The organism is Rhizobium johnstonii 3841, assembly GCF_000009265.1.
Classification (GTDB): Bacteria; Pseudomonadota; Alphaproteobacteria; order Rhizobiales; family Rhizobiaceae; genus Rhizobium; species Rhizobium acaciae.
The window spans coordinates 398,445-420,458 of sequence record NC_008384.1 but is presented as its reverse complement, the minus strand read 5'-3'; the positions used below and the strand labels follow the sequence as shown (position 1 = coordinate 420,458).

Here is a 22,014-nt window from a genome sequence, read left to right as displayed (position 1 = left end):
AAGTGGATCATGCCGACGCTTTTGAAAAGATGGCCCGGCCCGTCTTTTCGACGCGACCTCCTTCTGTTGACGCGGTCGGCTGGCGGGTCTATGGCCAAGTTGAGCGAGGTAAGCCTGAACTGGGATGAGGAGACACCGCCATGCAGCATACGCGCGAAGTTTTCGACTGGGCCGATCCGTTCCGCCTGGTGGAACAACTGACCAGCGAAGAGCGCATGGTGCAAGACACCGCCCACGCCTATGCGCAGGAAAAGCTTGCGCCCCGCGTTCTGGACGCCTTCCGCAATGAAAAGACCGATCCTGAGATCTTCCGCGAAATGGGCGAACTCGGCCTGCTCGGCCCGACGATCTCGCCGGATTATGGCGGCGCCGGCCTCGGTTACGTCGCCTACGGCCTGATCGCCCGCGAGGTCGAAAAGGTCGATAGTGGCTATCGTTCGATGATGAGCGTGCAGTCCTCACTCGTGATGGTGCCGATCGAAACCTTCGGGTCGCAGGCGCAGAAGCTGAAATACCTGCCGAAACTCGCCACCGGCGAATGGATCGGCTGCTTCGGCCTGACGGAGCCCGATCACGGCTCCGACCCCGGCTCGATGGCGACACGCGCCAAAAAAGTCGACGGCGGCTACAGCCTGACCGGCTCGAAGACCTGGATCTCCAACGCACCGATCGCCGATGTCTTCGTCGTCTGGGCAAAGACCGAGGACGGGCTCATCCGCGGCTTCATCCTCGAAAAGGGCTGGAAAGGACTTTCGGCGCCCGCGATCCACGGCAAGGTCGGCCTGCGTGCCTCGATCACCGGCGAGGTGGTGATGGATGGGGTCTTCGTGCCTGAGGAAAATCTTCTGCCTGATGTGACCGGCCTCAAGGGCCCGTTCACCTGCCTCAACTCGGCTCGCTTCGGCATCGCCTGGGGCGCACTCGGCGCTGCCGAGGATTGTTATGCGAGAGCCCGGCAATACACGCTCGAGCGCAAGCAGTTCGGCCGGCCGCTTGCTGCCAACCAGCTGATCCAGAAGAAGCTCGCCGACATGGCGGCGGAAATCTCGCTCGGCCTTCAGGGCTGCCTGCGGCTTGGCCGCATGAAGGAGGAAGGCCATCCGCCGGTGGAGCTGACCTCGATCCTCAAGCGCAACAGCTGCGGCAAGGCACTGGAGATTGCGCGGGCGGCCCGCGACATGCTCGGCGGCAACGGCATCTCCGACGAATTCGGCATCGCCCGTCATCTCGTCAACCTCGAAGTGGTCAACACCTATGAGGGCACGCACGACATCCACGCGCTGATCATCGGCCGGGCGATTACCGGCATTGCCGCTTTTGCGAATTAGTGCATGCCGCCCAAAAGTGTGCAGCGGTTTTGGGACAACGGCATGCATAAAACAAAGACTTAAAGCGCGTCACATGATTCCGATTCGACGCGACGCGCTTTAGCCCTTTGGAGCGAAAGGGCGAATTGCCACACGCCTGACAATATGCAACCTTCCCTGACTGCGGCAAGAGCCGGCAAAAGGGGATCATGCATGTTTCTGCTTCTTGCATTGCTGATTGGTGTCATTGCCGGGCTTCGCGCCATGACGGCGCCCGCCGCCGTCGCCTGGGGCGCAGCACTTGGATGGTTCGATGTCTCGCAGACGCCGCTTGCCATCATGGGTTACCAATGGACGCCGTGGATCTTCACGCTTCTCGCCGTCGTTGAACTGATCACCGACCAGCTGCCTTCGACACCGTCGCGCAAGGTGCCGGTGCAATTCGGCGCTCGCATCGTCACGGGCGCGCTGGCCGGTGCCACGATCGGTGCCGCCAGCAGCCTGCTTTTCGGCGGGCTGATTGCCGGCGTGATCGGCGCTGTCATCGGCACATATGGTGGCGCCGCCGTCCGCGGCAGGCTTGCCGCCTCCTTCGGCAAGGATCTGCCGGCCGCTCTCATCGAGGATGCCGTCGCCGTCATCGGCGCGGTGCTGATCGTGGGGGCCGTCGCATGAAAAGCTTCGACGCCATCGTTATCGGCGCCGGCCAGGCCGGCCCGTTTCTTGCCGCCAGGATGGTCGAAAAAGGCATGAAGGTCGCGCTGATCGAGCGCAAATTCCTCGGCGGCACCTGTGTCAATGCTGGCTGCATGCCGACGAAGACACTGGTCGCCAGCGCCCGCGCCGCCCATGTCGCAAGAAACAGTGCTGCTTACGGCGTCAATATTCCAGGCGAGATCGCCATCGACATGACGGTGGTCAGGGCGCGCGCCGAAACGGTGACCATGAATGCCCGCAACGGCCTGATCGGCTGGTTCGCCGGCATGGACGGCATGACTGTGATTTACGGCCATGCCCGCTTCGAGGGCCCGAAGACCGTCAGCGTCAACGGCGAGACGCTGACCGCACCGCGCATCTTCCTCAATGTCGGCGCGCGGCCGGTCATCCCCGAGCTATCAGGCGTCAACGATATCGATTACCTCACCAGCACCTCGATCATCCATCTCGACACGCTGCCACGGCATCTGGTCGTGATCGGCGGCAGTTATATCGGGCTGGAATTCGCGCAGATGTATCGCCGCTTCGGCGCCGAAGTCAGCGTCATCGAGCATGGCCCGAAGCTCGCATCGCGCGAGGACGAGGATATATCCGACGCAATCGCCGATGTCCTGCGCTCGGAGGGCATCGACATTCATACCGGCGTCAGCGATATCGCCTTTGCCAAGAGCAGCGACGGAATAACGGTCGCCACCGATTCAGCGAGGATCGATGCGAGCCATGTGCTGATTGCCACGGGCCGCAAGCCGAACACCGACGATCTCGGCCTCGATGCCGCCGGCGTCATCACCGACGGACGCGGCTTCATTACCGTCGACGACAGGCTTGCCACCAATGTCGACGGCATCTGGGCGCTCGGCGACTGCAACGGCCACGGCGCCTTCACCCACACTTCCTACAATGATTTCGAGATCGCCGCTGCCAATCTGCTCGACGGCGACGACCGCAAGGTCTCGAGCCGTATCCCGGCCTATGCGCTTTATATCGACCCGCCGCTTGGCCGTGTCGGCATGACGGAGAAGCAGGCGCGCGCCTCGGGACGCAAGATCATGATCTCGACCCGGCCGATGAGCCGCGTCGGCCGCGCCAACGAGCGCGGCGAGACCAAGGGCTTCATGAAGGTGATCGCCGACGCCGAGACCAAAAAAATCCTCGGTGCAGCGATCCTCGGCATCGAGGGCGACGAGGTGATCCACGGCATCATAGACGCGATGAATGCAGGAACGACCTATCCCGCATTGCAATGGTCGGTGCCGATCCACCCGACGGTGTCGGAGCTGATCCCGACGCTGCTTGGGGATTTGAAGCCGGTTTAGCTGTAGAAACCCCGGGCCGAGGACAGCTGCGTGTCTATCGAACTGCTGATCGAGCACTACGGCCTGCTGGCGATATTTCTGGGCGCAGCCTTCGAAGGCGAAACAGCTGCCTTCCTCGGCGGCGTGATTTCCCACCGCGGGCTGCTGACCTATTGGTCGGCGTCGCTTGCAGCAACGGCAGGATCCTTCGCCGGCGATCAGTTCTGGTTCTTCGCCGGCCGTTATGCCGCTCGATGGGGTCTCGTCCGCCGGCTGATGGAAACACCGACGCTAGCGCGCGCAACCCGGCTTCTGGAAAGATACCCCACAGGCTTCATCCTCGCGTTTCGTTTCCTGGTTGGGTTGCGGACGATCAGCCCGATCGTCATCGGGACAACGCGAATTGCGACCGGTAAATTCATTATCCTGAATGCCGCGGCCGCGTTGGTGTGGGGGCAGCTGTTCACGGCGCTCGGTTATGTGTTCGGGCATGGCATCGAACAGACATTGGGCCACCTTCCCCTTCACCGCCACCTGCTGATTGCAATCGGCGCCGCGGCTGTCGTCGCAGCCGCGGCCCTTGCCTTTCGCAAGATGAAACTGAGCGCCAGGCACTCATAGGAGCACTGTAGCGCCCTATTCCATCACGATCTGCAGCTTCACGTCGCTCGGCCGGGCCTCGACGGCGCGATCAAACGCCTTGATCGAATCGTCGAATTTGAAGGTCTCTGATATCAGCGGCTTCAGATCCACGCGACCCGAGCCGAGCAGCGCGATCGAGCGCTCATACTGATGCGCGTAGCGGAACACTGTCTCGATGCGGATTTCCTTGGTGGATGCCGTCGAGACGTCGAAGCCGATCGGATTGACCGGCAGGCCGACGACGACGATGACGCCGCCCGGGCGCGGCAGCGCCATGATCGTCTCCCAGGCCTTCGGCGAGCCGGAGCATTCGAAGACGACATCGGCGCCCCAGCCGTCGGTCAGCCGGGCAACCTCTTCGGCCAGGTTCTTCTCGCGGATATTGACCGGAATGACACCCTGGTACTGCGCGGCGATATCGAGCTTCGGCTGGGCAAGATCGGCGACGATCGCGCGGGCGCAGCCGCCGGCAAGCGCCGCGATCGCCACCATCGTGCCGATCGGCCCGGCGCCGAGGACGACGGCAGTATCACCAGGCGTAATCTTCGCCTTGGTGGCCGCCTGCATGCCGACGGCGAAAGGCTCGACCATGGCGCCTTCGGCAAAGCTGACATTGTCCGGTAGCTTGAAGGTATAATTGGCGGGATGCACGACCTCTGGCGTCAGCACGCCGTGGATCGGCGGGGTCGCCCAGAAGGTGACGGCCGGGTCGATATTGTACATGCCGAGCCGGCTTGCCTTGGAATTCGGATCGGGAATGCCGGGCTCCATGCAGACGCGGTCGCCGACTTTCAGATGCGTGACGCCGGCCCCGACCTCGACCACCGTGCCGGCCGCCTCATGGCCGAGCACCATCGGCGCGTTGACCACGAAGGGGCCGATCTTGCCGTGGGTGTAATAATGCACGTCCGAACCGCAGACGCCGACCGTGTGGATCCTGATCTTCACCTCGCCGGGGCCGGTTTCGAGCGGCAGATCGATATCGCGGAGCGCAAGCTCATGCTGGCGCTCGAGGACAAGCGCGCGGACTTTGGTCATCGTCGGTTTCCTTCCCTAGTGGCTTGCCCATGACTCCATCGGGCAGCGTTGAAGACGACTATAAAGCCCGAAGCCTTCCCAATTCAACCAGATTGAGAAGGCTTTTGCTCAACAAATGATAAAATGCTCAAGCAGATCTGCCGGAGGCTTAGTGCCGAGCAGCGGCCCCTCCGAACCCGCGCCAGCCTGGTCCGACGGCGAGCGGCTCACAAGGGCATTTATAAGATTTTTATATAGATGGCCTGTCGTCCGTCTCGAACCTTTATGCGCTTCGGCTCCATATTGATGTCCGAGAGATCGAAAAGATCATCTCCACGCCAGAAAGCATGAAAGGCGGCCTCCCAGCGCCCTTTGTCTTGTCTGACTCCAACAAGAACAACAGGAGTCACGATCATGATGGATATCATTCTACTTGGCACCGCGATCATATTTTTCGCGCTGTGCTTTGCCTACACCCGAGCCTGCGACAGGCTTTGACAGGAGAACCGACGATGACCCTCGATTATGTCTTGAGCGGTGCCGTGACCGTGTTTCTCACCGTTTACCTCACCTACGCTCTCCTTCGCCCAGAACGCTTTTGAAGAGAACTGGCGCTTCCGGGGTCACGCATGCGCGACCGAGAAGCAGCCGGGTATTGAAAGTTACCTCAAATGACCCTCAACGGATGGCTTCAGATCCTGCTTTACTGCGGGATCGTCCTCGTGCTCGTCAAACCGCTCGGCGGCTACATGACGCGTGTCTACAATGGCGAGCGCACATTCCTCTCCCCAGTCCTCGTTCCGATCGAACGGGGGCTTTACCGTATTGCCGGCACCAGCGAGCGCGAGGAGCAGCATTGGACCTCCTATGCCTTCGCGATGCTGATGTTCAACCTGCTCGGCGTCCTCGTCCTCTACGCGCTCCTGCGCTTCCAGGATATCCTGCCCTATAATCCGGCCGGCATGGCCGCCGTCCCGCCGGAGCTTTCGTTCAACACCGCCGTCAGCTTTCCCACCAACACCAACTGGCAGAATTACGGCGGCGAAAGCACCATGTCGTATCTGACCCAGATGGCCGGCTTCACGGTGCAGAACTTCCTGTCGGCCGCGACCGGCATGGCGATCGCTGTCGCCTTCATCCGTGCCTTCGCACGGGCGTCGGGCAAGGCGATCGGCAATTTCTGGGTCGATATGATCCGCGGCACGTTCTACATCCTGCTGCCGATCTGCATCGTGCTGACGATCGTCTACGTCTATCTCGGCGTGCCGCAGACACTTGGGCCCTATGTCAATGCGACCACGCTCGAAGGCGCGCAGCAGACGATTGCCGTCGGCCCCGTCGCTTCGCAGCTTGCGATCAAGATGCTCGGCACCAATGGCGGCGGCTTCTTCAACGCCAATTCGGCCCATCCGTTCGAAAATCCCGACGCGATCTCCAATCTCATCCAGATGGTCTCGATCTTCGCGATCGGCGCGGCTTTGACCAACGTCTTCGGCCGCATGGTCGGCAACCAGCGCCAGGGCTGGGCGATCCTTGCCACGATGGGCGTGCTGTTCGTCGCCGGCGTCATCGTCACCTATTGGGCGGAAGCTGCCGGCAACCCGCTGATGCACGCTTTCGGTCTCGGCGGCGGCAATATGGAAGGCAAGGAAGTCCGCTTCGGCGTCGCCATGTCTTCGCTCTTCGCCGTCATTACCACGGCCGCCTCCTGCGGCGCGGTCAATGCCATGCATGGCAGCTTCACCGCGCTTGGCGGCCTGATTCCGCTGATCAACATGCAGCTCGGCGAAATCATCGTCGGCGGTGTCGGCGCGGGCTTCTACGGCATCCTGCTGTTCATCATCGTCGCCGTCTTCGTCGCCGGCCTGATGGTCGGCCGCACGCCCGAATATCTCGGCAAGAAGATCGAGGCGAAGGAAATGAAGATGGCCGTTCTCGCCATCCTCTGCCTGCCGCTCGCCATGCTGGTCTTCACCGCCATCGCCACGGTGCTGCCTTCCGCCGTAGCCTCGATCGGCACCGCCGGCCCGCACGGCTTCTCCGAAATCCTCTATGCCTATACCTCGGCTGCGGCCAACAACGGCTCGGCTTTCGGCGGCCTGACGGGCAATACGCCCTGGTACAACATCACGCTCGGCATCGGCATGCTCGCCGGCCGCTTCCTGGTCATCATCCCGGCCCTTGCCATCGCCGGCTCGCTGATCGCCAAGAAGACGGTTCCGGCCTCGGCAGGCACCTTCCCGACCGACGGTCCGCTCTTCGTCGGCCTGCTTGTCGGCACGATCCTGATCGTCGGCGGCCTGACCTTCTTCCCGGCCTTGGCGCTCGGCCCTGTCGTCGAGCACCTGGTCATGATCGCCGGCCAGACCTTCTGAGGTGATGCCATGATCCTCCGTCACAGGCTTCGCAACGCCTTCCACCCTCGTCCCGGTGCGCCGGGACGAGGGCATGGCCCGACGACCCGCGCCTCCGACATCATCCTGGTGATGATGGCAGGCCTCCTCGTCATCGCCGCCATCTTCAAAATCTTACAGGGCTGACCGGCTTCCGGTTCGCCATCCTCGTTTCAAAGCTGGAGTCTCTTATGAGCCAGGCAAAATCCGCGAGCGTCATGGATTCTCGCATCCTCATTCCGGCCGTGGGGGCCGCTTTCAAGAAGCTGACCCCCCGCGCGCTCGCCAGAAACCCGGTCATGTTTGTCGTGGCCACGGTCTCGGTGTTGACCACCGTCCTCTTCCTGCGCGATCTGGTGGCGGGCAACGGCAATCTCGGCTTCTCGTTCCAGATCAATCTCTGGCTCTGGTTCACCGTGCTCTTTGCCAATTTCGCCGAAGCCGTCGCCGAAGGCCGCGGCAAGGCGCAGGCGGATTCGCTGCGCAAGGCGCGCACCGAAACCCAGGCCAAACTGCTCACCGCCAACAATGGCAGCGGCTATCGCATGGTGCCGGGCACCAGCCTCAAGGTTGGCGATCTCGTGCTCGTCGAGGCCGGCGACATCATCCCGTCGGATGGCGAAGTCATCGAAGGTGTGGCCTCCGTCAACGAAGCGGCGATAACAGGCGAATCCGCCCCTGTCATCCGCGAATCCGGCGGCGACCGCTCGGCCGTCACCGGCGGCACGCAGGTGCTGTCCGACTGGATCCGCGTGCGCATCACCGCGGCTGCCGGCTCGACCTTCATCGACCGGATGATTGCGCTCGTCGAAGGTGCTGAGCGCCAGAAGACGCCGAACGAGATCGCGCTCAACATCCTGCTTGCCGGCATGACGCTGATCTTCGTGCTTGCGACCGCGACGATCCCGAGTTTCGCCATCTATGCCGGCGGCTCGATCCCGATCATCGTGCTCGTCGCCCTCTTCGTCACCCTGATCCCGACGACGATCGGCGCGCTGCTGTCGGCAATCGGCATCGCCGGCATGGACCGCCTCGTCCGCTTCAACGTGCTCGCCATGTCCGGCCGCGCGGTCGAAGCTGCCGGCGACGTCGACACGCTGCTGCTCGACAAGACGGGCACGATCACGCTCGGCAATCGCCAGGCGACGACCTTCCGTCCGGTCCGCGGCGTGTCCGAACAGGATCTCGCCGATGCCGCCCAGCTCGCCTCGCTTGCCGATGAGACACCGGAAGGTCGTTCCATCGTCGTGCTCGCCAAGGAGAAATATGCGATCCGCGGCCGCGACATGGCAAGCCTGAAAGCAACCTTCGTGCCCTTCACCGCCCAGACCCGCATGAGCGGCGTCGATCTCGAAGGCGCCTCGATCCGCAAGGGTGCGGTCGATGCCGTGCTGACCTATGTCAACGGCGATTCATCCTCGAAAAACGGCAGCGAGGTCGTGCGCGAACTGCAGTCGATCGCCGACGAAGTCGCCAAATCAGGCGGCACGCCGCTGGCCGTTGCCCGCGACGGCAGGCTGCTCGGCGTCATCCAGCTGAAGGATATCGTCAAGGGCGGCATTCGCGAGCGCTTCACCGAGCTGCGTCGCATGGGCATCCGCACGGTGATGATAACAGGCGACAACCCACTGACGGCGGCCGCCATCGCCGCCGAGGCCGGCGTCGACGACTTCCTCGCCCAGGCAACGCCGGAAATGAAGCTGGCGCTGATGCGCGAGGAACAGTCGAAGGGCAAGCTCGTCGCCATGTGCGGCGACGGCACCAACGATGCGCCGGCGCTTGCCCAGGCCGATGTCGGCGTCGCCATGAACACCGGCACCGTCGCCGCCCGCGAGGCCGGCAACATGGTCGATCTCGATAGCGATCCGACGAAGCTCATCGAGATCGTCGAGATCGGCAAACAGCTGTTGATGACGCGCGGCGCGCTGACGACCTTTTCGATCGCCAACGACATCGCCAAGTACTTCGCCATCATCCCGGCGATGTTCCTGACCTTCTACCCGCAGCTCGGCGTGCTGAACATCATGGGGCTTTCGACGCCGCAAAGCGCCATCCTCTCGGCGATCATCTTCAATGCGCTGATCATCATCGCGCTGATCCCGCTGTCGCTGAAGGGTGTGCGCTACCGTCCGATCGGCGCCGGCGCGCTACTGTCGCGCAACCTGCTGATCTATGGTGCCGGCGGCATCATCGTCCCCTTCATCGGCATCAAGGCGATCGACATGGCTGTCGCAGCCCTCGGCCTCGCCTGAGGCCTGGAGCCATCCCGGTTCCGAGAGGATCGGAACCGGAGCTCTTCGCAAAAGAACACTCCAAGGAGTAAGACAATGTTGAAAGAACTTCGTCCGGCAATCGTCATGATCGTCGCCACCACCGCCATCACCGGCCTTCTCTATCCGCTCGCCATGACTGGTGCTGCCCAGGCCCTCTTCCCGACCCAGGCGAACGGCAGCCTGATCGAGAAGAACGGCCAGGTGATCGGCTCGACGCTGATCGGCCAGGCCTTCACCAGCGACAAGTATTTCCACGGCCGCCCCTCGGCCGCCGGCGACGGCTACAATGCGGCTGCCTCCAGCGGCTCTAACCTCGGCCCGACCAGCCAGAAGCTGATCGACCGCGTCAAGGGTGACTACGAGGCAGCCAAGGCGGCGAACCCGACGGCCGATGTCCCCGCCGACCTCGTCACGGCTTCGGGCAGCGGCCTCGATCCCGATATCTCGCCGGAAGCGGCCTATTTCCAGGTACCGCGCGTCGCCAAGGCACGCAGCATGGATGAAGCCAAGGTCAAGGCACTGGTCGACGGCGCCGTTCAAGCCCGCGAACTCGGCATTCTCGGCGAACCTACAGTCAATGTTATGGCGTTGAACCAGACCCTTGATGCTTCTATGACTCAGTGACCCTGCCAGGCTGGGCGCACCCGTTCCTTCCCATCCGCGGTAGCGCCCGCCCCGGCAGCCATCTGCAGAAAGACCATACGCATGCCAGACGACAACCGCGACCAGGCCGGCAGGCCCTCGCCCGATGCGCTTCTCGAAAAGGCCCGGGCCGAGACGCGCGGCCGTCTGAAGATCTTTCTGGGTGCCGCCCCCGGCGTCGGCAAGACCTACGAGATGCTCATTTCCGGTCGTGCGAAGGTCGCCGACGGTCTCGATGTCGTCATCGGCGTCGTCGAGACCCACGGCCGCAAGGAGACCGAGGCGCTCGTCGCCGGCTTCGAGATCATCCCTCGCGTCGAAATCAGCTACAAGGGCCGGGCGCTTGAAGAAATGGATCTCGACGGCATCCTCGCCCGCCGGCCTGATCTCGTGCTGGTCGACGAACTCGCCCATACCAATGCCGAGGGCAGCCGCCATCCGAAGCGCTATCTCGACGTGAGGGAATTGCTCGATCGCGGCATCGACGTCTATACGACGCTGAACATCCAGCACGTCGAAAGCCTGAACGACGTCGTCTCGCAGATTACCCGCATCCGTGTGCGCGAGACGGTGCCGGACTCAATCATCGACCTTGCCGACGACGTCGAGATCATCGACCTGACGCCGGATGATCTGATCAAGCGGCTGCATGACGGCAAGGTCTATATGGCGCGCACCGCCGAGCGGGCGCTGACCAATTATTTCACCCCCGGCAACCTGACGGCGCTCAGAGAGCTTGCGCTGCGCAAGACCGCCCAGCGCGTCGACGATCAGTTGCTCACCCATATGCAGGCTCATGCCATATCCGGCCCATGGGCGGCGAGCGAGCGCGTTCTCGTCTCGGTCGACCACCATCCGCGCTCAGCGTCACTGGTGCGCTACGCCGCCCGCATGGCCTCGCGCCTGCGCGCGCCTTGGGCCGCTGTCTATATCGAGACCAACCGCTCGATCAATCTGAGCGAGGCCGAGCGTGACACGGTCGCATCGACGCTGCGCCTTGCCGAGCAGCTCGGCGGCGAGGCGATCACCCTTCCCGGCCGCGAGGTCGCCGAAGAGCTCGTCGGTCACGCCACCGCCAACAACGTCACCCACATCGTCATCGGCGCCCCGAAGAAGCCGACATGGCGGGACTGGTGGAGCCGCTCGATCACCGACGAACTGATCCGCAGGGCCGGAGAGATCAGCGTCCACGTCATTTCAGGCAACGAGAAGGACGGCACTACCACACGCGGCGTCAAGGCCGCCGTCACCGCGCCGCCGCTGGATTTCAGGGCCTACCTGCTGGCGACCGGCTATGTCGCCATCGCGCTCGGCGTCAGCGTCGTGCTCGACCAAGTGCTCGACGTGCGCAACCTCGCCCTCGTCTTCCTGATGGCGGTGCTGACCTCCGCCGTTCTCCACGGCCTGCGGCCTGCACTCTACAGCTGCATCCTCAGCGCCCTTTCCTTCAACTTCTTCTTCCTGCCGCCGCGCTACACGCTGACGATCAGCGATCCGGAAAGCGTGCTTGCGCTCTTCTTCTTCCTGGGCGTCGCCATTATCGCCAGCAATCTGACAGCGACCGTGCAGCGGCAGGCGGCGGCCGCCCGCCAGCGGGCGCGCACGACGGAAGACCTCTATCTCTTTTCGAAAAAGCTCGCCGGCACCGGCACGCTCGACGACGTGCTCTGGGCAACCGCCTTCCAGCTCGCCTCGATGCTGAAGGTCCGCGTCGTGCTGCTGCTGCCGGAAGAGGGCAGCATCGCCGTCAAGGCCGGTTATCCGCCTGATGACACGCTCGACGATGCCGATATCGCCGCGGCCCGCTGGGCCTGGGAACACAATCACGCCGCCGGCCGCGGCGCCGACACCCTGCCCGGCGCCAAGCGCCTCTATGTGCCGCTTAGAACCGGGCGCACCGCCGTCGGCGTCATCGGCCTCGACAGCGACCGCCGCGACGGGCCGCTGCTGACGCCAGAGCAGCAGCGGCTGCTCGATGCGCTGGCCGACCAGGCGGCCCTTGCCATCGAACGCATCCAGCTTGTCGCCGATGTCGACCGGGCAAGACTTGCGGCCGAATCCGACCGGTTGCGCTCAGCCCTGCTGACGTCGATCTCGCACGACCTGAAAACCCCGCTTGCCGCCATCCTTGGCGCCGCCGGCACGCTACGCGATTATTTCGCCTCGATGCCGGAAGAGGATCGCAGCGACCTTCTGTCGACCGTCGTCGACGAATCCGAACGCCTCAACCGCTTCATCGCCAACCTGCTCGACATGACCAAGATCGAATCCGGCGCGATGGAGCCGAACCACGCGCTGCATTATGCCGGCGATATCATCGGCAGCGCGCTGCGCCGGGCGGCAAAGATCCTCGACGGCCACAAGACCGAGATGAGCATTCCCGCCGACCTGCCGATGGTGCGTGTCGATCCCGTCCTGTTCGAGCAGGTGATCTTCAACCTGCTCGACAATGCCGCGAAATATGCGCCTGAGGGATCGGTCATCCATATCGAGGGCTGGGCCGATGCCGACAACGTCGTCGTGCAGGTCTCGGACGAAGGCCCGGGCATCCCGCCAGCAGATCTCACCCGCGTCTTCGACACTTTCTACCGTGTGCGCAAAGGCGATCAGGTGCGCGCCGGCACCGGGCTTGGCCTTTCCATCTGCCGCGGCTTCATCGAGGCGATGGGCGGCACGATCACCGCCGGCAACCGGACGGGCCGCCGGGGCGCCGTCTTCACCATCCGCCTGCCGAAACCCACCGACATTCCGAAACTGGATGAACTCAGATGACCGGTTCAGCCGTCAAAATCCTCGTCGTCGACGACGAGCCTCCGATCCGCAAGCTGCTCCGCGTCGGCCTGACCGCGCAGGGCTACGAGGTGCAGGAGGCGCCGAACGCCAGCGCCGCCCGTCAGTCGGTCACCGACGACATGCCCGACCTCATCGTGCTCGACCTCGGCCTGCCCGACACGCCCGGGCATGACCTGCTGCAGGAGTGGCGCGACGAGGGGCTTTCCATGCCCGTCGTCATTCTGTCCAGCCGCACCGACGAGGCCGGCATCGTCAAGGCGCTGGAAAGCGGCGCCGACGATTACGTCACCAAGCCCTTCGGCATCAACGAGCTCGGCGCCCGCATCCGCGTGGCGTTGCGCCACCGCCTGCAGCAGCAGGGCGAAAAGGCGATCTTCCAGACCGGCGGGTTGTCGATCGATCTCGTCAAGCGCATCGTCAAGGTGGACGGTAACGAAATAAAATTGTCGCCGAAGGAATACGACATCCTGCGCGTGCTCGCCCAGCATGCCGGCAAGGTGCTGACACACCAGTTTCTTCTAAAGCAGATATGGGGGCCGGCGGCTGACGTGCAGTATCTGCGCGTCTACGTCCGGCAGCTGCGGCAAAAGGTCGAGCAGATTCCGGACCAGCCGCACTATATCACCACCGAGACCGGCGTCGGCTACCGGCTCAGGGAACCGGATTGACATCCCCTCCCTCCCGCTGCCCGAACAGTATTGAGAATGACATGAACCTTCCCAACATCATCCGGCCGGAACACACTTTCATCGGCGTGTCGGCGCCGACCAAATGGCGCGCGCTGCAGACTATAGCGGACAAGGCCGCCAAGGCTTTCTCCGTCGACGGCCAGACCATCCTGAAGGCGCTCGAAGCGCGTGAGAAGCTCGGCTCCACCGGCATCGGCAACGGCATCGCCATCCCGCATGCGGCGATCGACGCCATGACCAGCCCACGCGGCCTGCTCATCCGCTTTGCCCAGCCGCTGGATTTCGAGGCGATCGACGATATCCCGACCGACATCGCCGTCGTGCTGCTCTTCGGGGAAACCAATCGCGGCGAATATCTGAACGTGCTGTCCGCCATCGCCAGGCGGCTGCAATCGGACGGCGTGCTTGCCGCCATGCGCAAGGCAAGAACGGTCGACGAATTCTATTCCGATTTCATCGCCGATTCACGGGTATGACGCCCCAAAACCGCTCACACTTCTCGGCATCATAAATAAGGCGCGGCCCGAAGGTCGCGCCCGCTCGTCTGCAATCAGACTATCTTAGAAATCGCGCTGGAAGCGCAGGAAGCCGAACACTTCGTCGTCGCCTTCGTCCTCATCGTGATATTGCACGCTGAGCTTCGAACGCAGGTCTTCGACGATCTGGTAGTCGATGGTGACACCCGTCGTGTAGGCGCTGCCGCCGGTGAAGCCGTTGCCGTCAGCCTCGAGAGCGATGTTCTCGAAGTACTGGAAGCCTGGGGTGACCGACCACTTGTCGTTGACCTTCAAGGCATATTCTGCTGCGATCGTCCATTCGGACTCTTCGTAGTAGTAGTTGGCGCCGCTTGCCCATACGCCGGCAATGCCGAGCGTGCCCGGGCCGATGTCGGCATAGACGATACCGCGGACAGCGACTTCGCTGGTGTCGGTGTCATAACCGGCAAGCAGGTAAGCGCTGATGGCGCCAGCCTTGTAGGAGACCTGGCCTGCGACACCGAAGTTGTTCGGGCCTTCGCCCGGCTTGGTGTCGTAGTCTTCTTCGAGTTCGTCGACCGAAATGCCGGCCGCGAAAGCACCATTCTCGTACTGATAACGGATCGAGTTGTGGGTCGTCTCGTTGCTGGCGAGCGTATCGGTCTCGCCGCTCATGTCGTCATCCCACCAGCTGTACAGTTTACCGGCGCGGAAACCGGCAATGTCGAGATAGCCTTCGTCGAGCAAAGCTTCCTGATCGGAGGCATTGTCGACATTGTAACGCAGGGTGATGACGCCGGTGAGCGTACCGTACTCGGTGTCGTTCTTGGTCTGGAAGGTGACCTGACCACGAGTCCAGAAGTTTACGTCGGAATCGCCGGATATCTGCTCACCGAAGCGCACTTCGGTACGGATGTAACCGCCGATCGAAAGGCATGTTTCCGTCCCCGGAATATAAAAATAGCCGGTACCGTAGGCGTCGCAAACGCGAACATATTCCACGGGCTCGGGTTCCGCCGCTACGATGGCGTCGGCTGCACGGGCTCCGGAGGCCGCGGCAAGGGCGGCAACGGAGGCAAAAAGGATAGTTCTGATATTCATTTTGAATGGCCCTAAACAGGTTTGGAATGCGAGGCGCACTTCAAGGGTTGCCCCCGCGTAGCAGTCGGCGAATACGACCGCACGGGAGCCATATAGGAATCCGCAAGTGTCATCGCGGCAAAATCTCGGCAAAAATCTGCATCACCATGTCGTTTTCGTGGAGGAACTGTGGCCAAAAAAACACGGCCCTGCGGCAGGCAGCGCCCGGCGACCAATTGGCCGCGGCCAACTTCGGCACGTCCATTTCCAAATTGCCCCTTAAATGGAATTGCATTCTAACAGCCATGCCGGAACCGGAAGAACCTTTGTTTCATTATACGACTGAGTTGATAGAGTTAAGACAGAAAACAGGAGGGTTCCCCATGCAGACACAACGGCTCACCCAGCTCCTCGCGGCGGCGGTCATGGCAGGCAGCTTCGCGATCGGAAGCATTGCTCCGGCATTCGCAGATCAGACGATTCTTAACGTTTCCTACGATCCGACCCGCGAATTGTATAAGGATTTCAATGCCGCCTTTGCCGCCAAGTGGCAAAAGGACAGCGGTGAAACCGTGACGATCCAGGCTTCGCATGGCGGTTCCGGCGCCCAGGCCCGATCCGTCATCGACGGCCTCGACGCCGATGTCGTGACACTTGCCCTCGAAGGCGATATCGACGCCATCGCCAAGGCGACCGGCAAGATCCCGGCCGACTGGAAGACCAAGTTCCCCAACAATTCGACGCCCTATACGTCGACGATCGTCTTCCTCGTCCGCAAGGGCAACCCGAAGGGCATCAAGGATTGGAGCGACCTGATCAAGGACGACGTGCAGGTCATCACCCCGAACCCGAAGACATCGGGCGGCGCCCGCTGGAACTTCCTGGCTGCCTGGGCATGGGCCAAGCAGGCGAATGGCGGCGACGAAGCCAAGGCGCAGGACTACGTTGCAAAACTGCTGCAGCACGTCCCGGTCCTCGACACCGGCGCTCGCGGCGCCACGACCACCTTCGTCCAGCGCGGCCTCGGCGACGTGCTGCTCGCCTGGGAAAACGAAGCCTATCTTTCGCTCGAAGAACTCGGTCCCGACCAGTTCGAGATCGTCACCCCGGCCTTCTCCATCCGCGCCGACCCGCCGGTCGCCATTGTCGACGGCAATGTCGACAAGAAGGGCACGCGCAAGGTCGCCGAAGCCTATCTCAACTACCTCTATTCGGACGAAGGCCAGAAGATTGCTGCCAAGCACTACTATCGGCCGACCAAGCCGGAAGCCGCCGATCCGGCTGACATCGCCCGCTTCCCGAAGCTGACGCTCGCGACCATCGACGACTTCGGCGGCTGGAAAGACGCACAGCCGAAATTCTTCGGCGACGGCGGCGTATTTGACCAAATCTACAAGCCGGCCCAATAATAGACTTCATGAAAGCACATAGCCCCACGCGGTGGCGGTTCAAACGGCCGAGCGTCATTCCGGGTTTCGGAATGGCGCTCGGCCTTACCTTGACCTGGCTCACCCTTCTGATCCTCATCCCGCTCTCGGGCCTTGCCGTCCGGTCGAGCGCGCTCGGCTGGGAGAAATTCTGGTCGATCGCGCTCGATCCTCGCACGCTGAACGCGCTGCGCATCAGCTTCGGCAGCGCCTTCATCGCCGCGATCGTCAATGTCGTCTTCGGCATCATCCTCGCCTGGGTGCTGGTGCGTTACCGTTTCCCCGGCAAGCGCATCATCGATGCCATGGTCGACCTGCCCTTCGCGCTGCCGACCGCCGTTGCCGGCATTGCACTGACGACGCTCTACGCGCCGAACGGCTGGATCGGCCAGTTCCTGACGCCGCTCGGCATCAAGATCGCCTTCACGCCGGCCGGCATCGTCGTGGCGCTGATCTTCGTCGGTCTGCCCTTCGTGGTGCGCACCGTGCAGCCGGTCATGGAGGAGATCGACAAGGAAGTGGAGGAGGCTGCGGCAACGCTCGGCGCCAACCGCTTCCAGACGATTTTCCGCGTGCTGCTGCCAGGCTTGGCCCCCGCCGTGCTCACCGGCTTTGCGCTCGCCTTTGCCCGCGGCGTTGGCGAATACGGCTCGGTCATCTTCATCGCCGGCAACCTGCCGTTCAAATCGGAGATCGCGCCGCTGCTGATCATCATCAAACTCGAAGAGTATAATTACGCCGCGGCGACCGGCATTGCGGCGATCATGCTGATCATTTCGTTTGCCATGCTGCTCGTCATCAATCTCATTCAGAGCTGGAGCAGGCGGAGGTACGGCTATGGCGCTTGATGCGACCGCTCAACCAACGAAGCTGCGTTCGGTGACCACCGAAAACAGGATCGCGCGCTTCAGCCTGATCATCCTCTCGCTCGTCTTCCTGCTGCTGATCCTGCTTCTGCCGCTCGCAGCCGTCTTCGTCGAGGCCTTCCGCAAGGGAGCCGGCCCCTTCTTCCAGGCGCTCGCAGACACGGAGACCTTCTCGGCGATCCGCCTGACACTGATCGTTGCCGGCGTCAGCGTGCCGCTCAACCTCGTCTTCGGGGTCGCCGCCGCCTGGGCGATCGCCAAGTTCGAGTTCAAGGGCAAGGCCTTCCTGACGACGCTGATCGACCTGCCCTTCTCGGTCTCACCCGTCATATCGGGCCTGGTTTTCGTTCTGCTGTTCGGCTCCAGTACCTGGCTCGGCCAATGGTTCAGCGCGCATGACATCAAGATCCTGTTTGCGGTACCGGGATTGATCCTCGCCACCATGTTCGTCACCTTCCCCTTCGTCGCCCGCGAGCTGATCCCGCTGATGCAGGAACAGGGAACGGCCGACGAGGAGGCAGCCCTTTCGCTCGGCGCCAGCGGCTGGCAGACCTTCTGGCACGTGACGTTGCCGAATATCAAATGGGGCCTGCTTTACGGCGTGCTTCTCTGCAACGCCCGCGCCATGGGCGAATTCGGCGCCGTCTCGGTGGTATCAGGCCACATCCGCGGCCAGACGAACACCATGCCGCTGCAGGTGGAAATTCTCTACAACGAGTATAATTTCACCGGCGCTTTTGCGGTCGCCACGCTTTTGGCCTTGCTCGCGCTCGTAACTCTTGTTTTGAAGACGCTGCTGGAAATGCGCTATAGCGCCGAAATCGCCGCCAGCCGGCGGCACTGAAGGATTTGGAATGGAAGTACGCGTTCAAAACATTCGCAAGGAATTCGAGCGTTTTCCGGCGCTGCACGATGTCTCGCTCGACATCCGCTCCGGCGAGCTGATCGCCCTGCTCGGCCCCTCGGGCTCCGGAAAGACGACATTGCTGCGGCTGATTGCCGGCCTCGAAAGCCCGACGGAGGGGCTGATCTTCTTCGGCGACGAGGATGCCTCGAAGAAATCGGTGCAGCAGCGCAATATCGGCTTCGTCTTCCAGCACTATGCTCTCTTCCGCTACATGACGGTGCTCGAAAACGTCTCCTTCGGCCTTAAGGTGAGAAACAGTGCGCGGCGGCCGCCGAAGGCCGATATCCGCAGGCGGGCGTTGGAACTGCTCGACCTCGTCCAGCTTTCCGGTCTGGAAAAGCGCTACCCGGCCCAGCTTTCCGGCGGCCAGCGCCAGCGTGTGGCGCTCGCCCGCGCCATGGCCGTCGAGCCGAACGTGCTACTGCTCGACGAACCCTTCGGCGCGCTCGACGCCCAGGTACGCAAGGACCTGCGCAAGTGGCTGCGCGATATCCACGACCGCACCGGCCATACCACCGTCTTCGTCACCCACGACCAGGATGAGGCGCTGGAACTTGCCGACCGCGTCGTCGTCATGAGTCAGGGCGCGATCGAACAGGTGGGCACGCCGGACCAGGTCTACGACAATCCGAATTCGCCCTTCGTCTTCGGCTTCATCGGCCAGTCGAACTGCCTTGAGGTCGAAATATCAGACGGCGACATTCGCTTCGAAGGCCGCTCGCTCGGCCTCAATGCCGAAGGCGAGCCGGATGGCACGGCGCAGCTCTATTTCCGCCCGCATGACGTCAGGCTCTGCGAATCAGCTGAAAACTGTATCGCCGGCCAGCCGGTTTCCAGCCGCCGCGTGGCTGGTACCCGCCATATCGAATTGGATATCGGCGCCGATCGCCCGCATATCGAGATCGAATTGCCGCCGAGCGAGGCCGACAGGCTCGACCGCAACCGGGTGGCTTTCAAGCCGACCCGCTGGAAACTGTTCCGCAGTTGATGGAGATGGGCGGCGATCGACTGCGCCGCGCGTCTTTTCGACAGCAGCAAAGGAGCTGTAACACTTTGAATTGCTGCATGATTTTATCCTTGAATCAATTCCGATTTAAGGAATATGCAGGAGGTCACCGCCGGAATCGCATTTGGCGAGAGTCCCTTGGGCTTTTTGTGATCTAAGGTTGTTTGTATTTCAGTCATATGACGAGTAAAACGTTTTCACTTAATCACAAAGGGCTGGACTATCCCATAGGAGGCACCTGGCGTTGAGGGCGGAGATTTCCTTTGGAAAATCCCTGATCGGGATTTTGCTCGTAGGACTGGCAGCTGCAAGCTGCACGACGACATCGAAACCGGCGGCAACGGCGGCGAACACCAAGACGAAGCAGGGCCAAGCGGCGAAAGTCACGTTCAATTATACGGCCAAGGATCGCGAATGCCTGCAGCGCGCGATGTATTTCGAATCGCAGCATTCGGACGAGGACGGCTACATGGCTGTCGGGACCGTCGTTATGAACAGGCTCACCTCCGGCGCCTATCCCCCTTCCATCTGCGGGGTCGTGGCCCAGAAAAGGCAGTTCGCGCCCGGCGTGATGACGCGCGAAGTCAAGCCGCAGGCGGAAACCGAGCTTGCGAGCGCGGCCGATGCGATCCTTATCAAGGGCGCCCGCCATCCTGCGGTGAAGGATGCGATGTTCTTCCACACCAATGGACTGAAGTTCCCCTACGACAACATGCACTATGTGACGGTCGCCGGCGGCAACGCCTTCTACGAGAAACGCGACTCCAACGGCATGCTTCAAACGCCGCCGCCGCTGCCCTCCTACGAGGTGGCGATGAACTATGTGCCCGGCGAAAGCATGCTGCCGCCGCAATTCGAAGCCCTGATACCCTCGGAAGTTCCCGTTCCTCTGCCGGCTCCGGACCCCATGGCTACGGCGAGCACGGGGCAGATGCGGATCACTGCGCCGGTGACCACGCCGGAAACATTGCCGGTAAGATCGGTCGAGCCCGAACCGGGAATGCCCATCGCGATCCCGACGCCCCGGCCCGCCTATGACAGCGTGATGCTGCGCGAAAGCCTTCCGGCGAACGGCGGTTAATCAACCGCCCTTTCGGTTTGAGTTAGATGGAAGCGCGTTTTTGTTTCCGCGCAATTCCGGACGCAAAACCGCTGCGCACTTTTGCTGGAATTGCTTTAGGCGCGCTCTTCCCAGACCCTCGCCAGTTCCACAATCGTTTTGACGGCCTTTTCCATATCCTGGCGGCTGACCCATTCGAGCGGCGAGTGGAATGCATGGCCGCCGGCAAAGATGTTCGGGCACGGTAGTCCCATGAAGGAAAGGCGCGAGCCATCCGTGCCGCCGCGGATGCTGCCGCGCACCGGCGTCATGCCGGCCCGGCGCACCGCCTCGATGGCGTTCTCGACGATCTCCGGGTGACGATCGAGCACCACCTTCATGTTGCGATACTGCTCCTTCACTTCAAAACGATAGGTCGAGCCGGGATAGCCAGCCATCACGTCCTTGACGATGGCATCGAGCATCGTTTCCTTTTCCGTCAGCCCCTTGTCGGTGAAGTCACGGATGATGAGGCTCAGCGACGCCTTCTCCATCGAACCGGTCACGCCGGTGGGATGGATGAAACCCTGCTGGCCTTCCGTAGTCTCCGGCGCAATATCCCTCGGCAGCCGGTCGATGATGGCGCCGGCGATCTTGATGGCGTTTTCCATGCGGTCCTTGGCGAAACCGGGATGGATCGCCACACCTGATATGCTGATCTCGACGCCGTCGGCCGAGAAGGTCTCATCCTCGATATGGCCAGCCGTCTCGCCGTCCATCGTATAGGCGAAGTCGGCACCGAGTTTCTTCAGGTCGACCTTGTTGACGCCGCGCCCGACTTCCTCGTCGGGCGTGAACAGGATCTTGATCGTCCCGTGCCTGATATCAGGATTGCCGACGAGCATCGCAGCCGCGGTCATGATTTCGGCCAGTCCGGCCTTGTCGTCGGCGCCGAGCAATGTCGTCCCATCGGTCGTGACGATATCGTTGCCGATCTGGTTCTGCAGTTCGGGGTGATCGCTGACGCGGATCACCCGGCCCGTGTCGCCGGCAAGCTTGATATCCCCGCCGGCATAGTTCCTGATGATCTGCGGCTTGACATCGGTGCCACTGAAATCGGGCGCCGTATCCATGTGCGAGCAGAAACAGATGACCGGCACCGCCTTGTCGCTATTGGCCGGAATGGTCGCGTAGACATAGCCGTGCTCATCGAGATGCGCGTCCGCCAGACCGATCTTCAGCAGTTCATCGACCAGAACCCGGCCCAGATCCTTCTGCTTGCCGGTGGTCGGCTGCGTCGACGAGGCAGGGTCGGATTGCGTGTCGATAACGACATAACGGAGAAAGCGGTCGAGAACAGTGTCGGTCATGGCATCCAATCCAGCATAATCACACGCACGATATAGCCCTCATGGGCGATGCGGCAAAAGATTTTTCCGCTCGCT

At 62.3% G+C, this 22,014-nt stretch carries 20 protein-coding genes; 17 read left to right on the top strand and 3 right to left on the bottom strand.

What is annotated here, in order from left to right; genetic code table 11:
• Positions 1-140 precede the first annotated feature (140 nt).
• The 4 genes from RL_RS31715 to RL_RS31700 all read left to right on the top strand — a co-directional run bounded on the left by RL_RS31715 (position 141) and on the right by RL_RS31700 (position 3,940).
• Positions 141-1,328 (top strand): acyl-CoA dehydrogenase, encoded by a 1,188-nt coding sequence (locus RL_RS31715; RefSeq protein WP_011655127.1) that lies wholly within the window; start codon positions 141-143, stop codon positions 1,326-1,328.
• A 192-nt stretch (positions 1,329-1,520) separates the two neighbouring features.
• Complete coding sequence (locus RL_RS31710; protein ID WP_003547781.1) at positions 1,521-1,982, top strand: DUF4126 family protein; 462 nt, start codon at positions 1,521-1,523, stop codon at positions 1,980-1,982.
• Positions 1,979-3,340, top strand: a complete 1,362-nt coding sequence (locus tag RL_RS31705) for an FAD-containing oxidoreductase (protein WP_011655126.1) — start codon at positions 1,979-1,981, stop codon at positions 3,338-3,340. The genes RL_RS31710 and RL_RS31705 overlap by 4 nt, the downstream gene beginning before the upstream one ends.
• Positions 3,341-3,370: 30 nt before the next feature.
• Entirely contained in the window at positions 3,371-3,940 is a 570-nt protein-coding gene (locus tag RL_RS31700; protein ID WP_011655125.1) for a DedA family protein, read from the top strand.
• Between the two features lie 15 nt (positions 3,941-3,955).
• On the opposite strand, the gene RL_RS31695 is transcribed toward RL_RS31700, so the two are convergent.
• Positions 3,956-4,999: an NAD(P)-dependent alcohol dehydrogenase gene (locus tag RL_RS31695; protein ID WP_011655124.1), complete on the bottom strand. Its 1,044-nt coding sequence runs from the start codon at positions 4,997-4,999 to the stop codon at positions 3,956-3,958.
• Between the two features lie 491 nt (positions 5,000-5,490).
• On the opposite strand from RL_RS31695, the gene RL_RS31685 reads away from it, so the two are divergent.
• From RL_RS31685 to RL_RS31655, 8 genes are all read left to right on the top strand, one after another.
• Positions 5,491-5,580 (top strand): K(+)-transporting ATPase subunit F, encoded by a 90-nt coding sequence (locus RL_RS31685; protein WP_003547774.1) that lies wholly within the window; start codon positions 5,491-5,493, stop codon positions 5,578-5,580.
• 69 nt (positions 5,581-5,649) lie between these two features.
• Positions 5,650-7,353: a potassium-transporting ATPase subunit KdpA gene (gene kdpA, locus RL_RS31680; protein WP_011655123.1), complete on the top strand. Its 1,704-nt coding sequence runs from the start codon at positions 5,650-5,652 to the stop codon at positions 7,351-7,353.
• Positions 7,354-7,362: 9 nt separating this feature from the next.
• Entirely contained in the window at positions 7,363-7,518 is a 156-nt protein-coding gene (locus tag RL_RS40320; protein ID WP_165447751.1) for a hypothetical protein, read from the top strand.
• 44 nt (positions 7,519-7,562) lie between these two features.
• On the top strand, positions 7,563-9,623 hold the full coding sequence (gene kdpB, locus RL_RS31675) for a potassium-transporting ATPase subunit KdpB (protein WP_011655122.1): 2,061 nt from the start codon (positions 7,563-7,565) through the stop codon (positions 9,621-9,623).
• Positions 9,624-9,698: 75 nt separating this feature from the next.
• Entirely contained in the window at positions 9,699-10,268 is a 570-nt protein-coding gene (kdpC, locus tag RL_RS31670; protein ID WP_011655121.1) for a potassium-transporting ATPase subunit KdpC, read from the top strand.
• Positions 10,269-10,349: 81 nt separating this feature from the next.
• Positions 10,350-13,058: a sensor histidine kinase gene (locus tag RL_RS31665; protein ID WP_011655120.1), complete on the top strand. Its 2,709-nt coding sequence runs from the start codon at positions 10,350-10,352 to the stop codon at positions 13,056-13,058.
• Positions 13,055-13,747 (top strand): response regulator transcription factor, encoded by a 693-nt coding sequence (locus RL_RS31660; protein ID WP_011655119.1) that lies wholly within the window; start codon positions 13,055-13,057, stop codon positions 13,745-13,747. The genes RL_RS31665 and RL_RS31660 overlap by 4 nt, the downstream gene beginning before the upstream one ends.
• A gap of 41 nt (positions 13,748-13,788) precedes the next feature.
• On the top strand, positions 13,789-14,244 hold the full coding sequence (locus tag RL_RS31655) for a PTS sugar transporter subunit IIA (RefSeq protein WP_011655118.1): 456 nt from the start codon (positions 13,789-13,791) through the stop codon (positions 14,242-14,244).
• Positions 14,245-14,328: 84 nt separating this feature from the next.
• Here the strand turns inward: RL_RS31655 and RL_RS31650 are convergent, their stop codons facing one another.
• The gene (locus RL_RS31650; RefSeq protein ID WP_011655117.1) at positions 14,329-15,345 is read right to left on the bottom strand and encodes a porin; all 1,017 of its coding nucleotides are present in this window, start codon (positions 15,343-15,345) and stop codon (positions 14,329-14,331) included.
• 362 nt (positions 15,346-15,707) lie between these two features.
• Here RL_RS31650 and RL_RS31645 point away from each other — a divergent pair, with 362 nt between their 5' ends.
• From RL_RS31645 to RL_RS31625, 5 genes are all read left to right on the top strand, one after another.
• Positions 15,708-16,733 (top strand): sulfate ABC transporter substrate-binding protein, encoded by a 1,026-nt coding sequence (locus RL_RS31645; protein ID WP_011655116.1) that lies wholly within the window; start codon positions 15,708-15,710, stop codon positions 16,731-16,733.
• Positions 16,734-16,741: 8 nt separating this feature from the next.
• On the top strand, positions 16,742-17,599 hold the full coding sequence (cysT, locus tag RL_RS31640) for a sulfate ABC transporter permease subunit CysT (protein WP_011655115.1): 858 nt from the start codon (positions 16,742-16,744) through the stop codon (positions 17,597-17,599).
• On the top strand, positions 17,589-18,461 hold the full coding sequence (gene cysW / locus RL_RS31635; RefSeq protein ID WP_011655114.1) for a sulfate ABC transporter permease subunit CysW: 873 nt from the start codon (positions 17,589-17,591) through the stop codon (positions 18,459-18,461). The genes cysT and cysW overlap by 11 nt, the downstream gene beginning before the upstream one ends.
• A 10-nt stretch (positions 18,462-18,471) precedes the next feature.
• Positions 18,472-19,512 carry a sulfate/molybdate ABC transporter ATP-binding protein gene (locus RL_RS31630; protein ID WP_011655113.1) on the top strand — a complete coding sequence of 347 codons (1,041 nt, stop codon included), beginning with the start codon at positions 18,472-18,474 and terminating at the stop codon, positions 19,510-19,512.
• 262 nt (positions 19,513-19,774) lie between these two features.
• A complete protein-coding gene (locus RL_RS31625) occupies positions 19,775-20,611 on the top strand; it encodes a cell wall hydrolase (RefSeq protein WP_011655112.1) in 837 nt (278 codons plus the stop codon).
• A 95-nt stretch (positions 20,612-20,706) separates the two neighbouring features.
• Here the strand turns inward: RL_RS31625 and pepT are convergent, their stop codons facing one another.
• The gene (gene pepT, locus RL_RS31620; RefSeq protein ID WP_011655111.1) at positions 20,707-21,939 is read right to left on the bottom strand and encodes a peptidase T; all 1,233 of its coding nucleotides are present in this window, start codon (positions 21,937-21,939) and stop codon (positions 20,707-20,709) included.
• Positions 21,940-22,014: the final 75 nt, after the last annotated feature.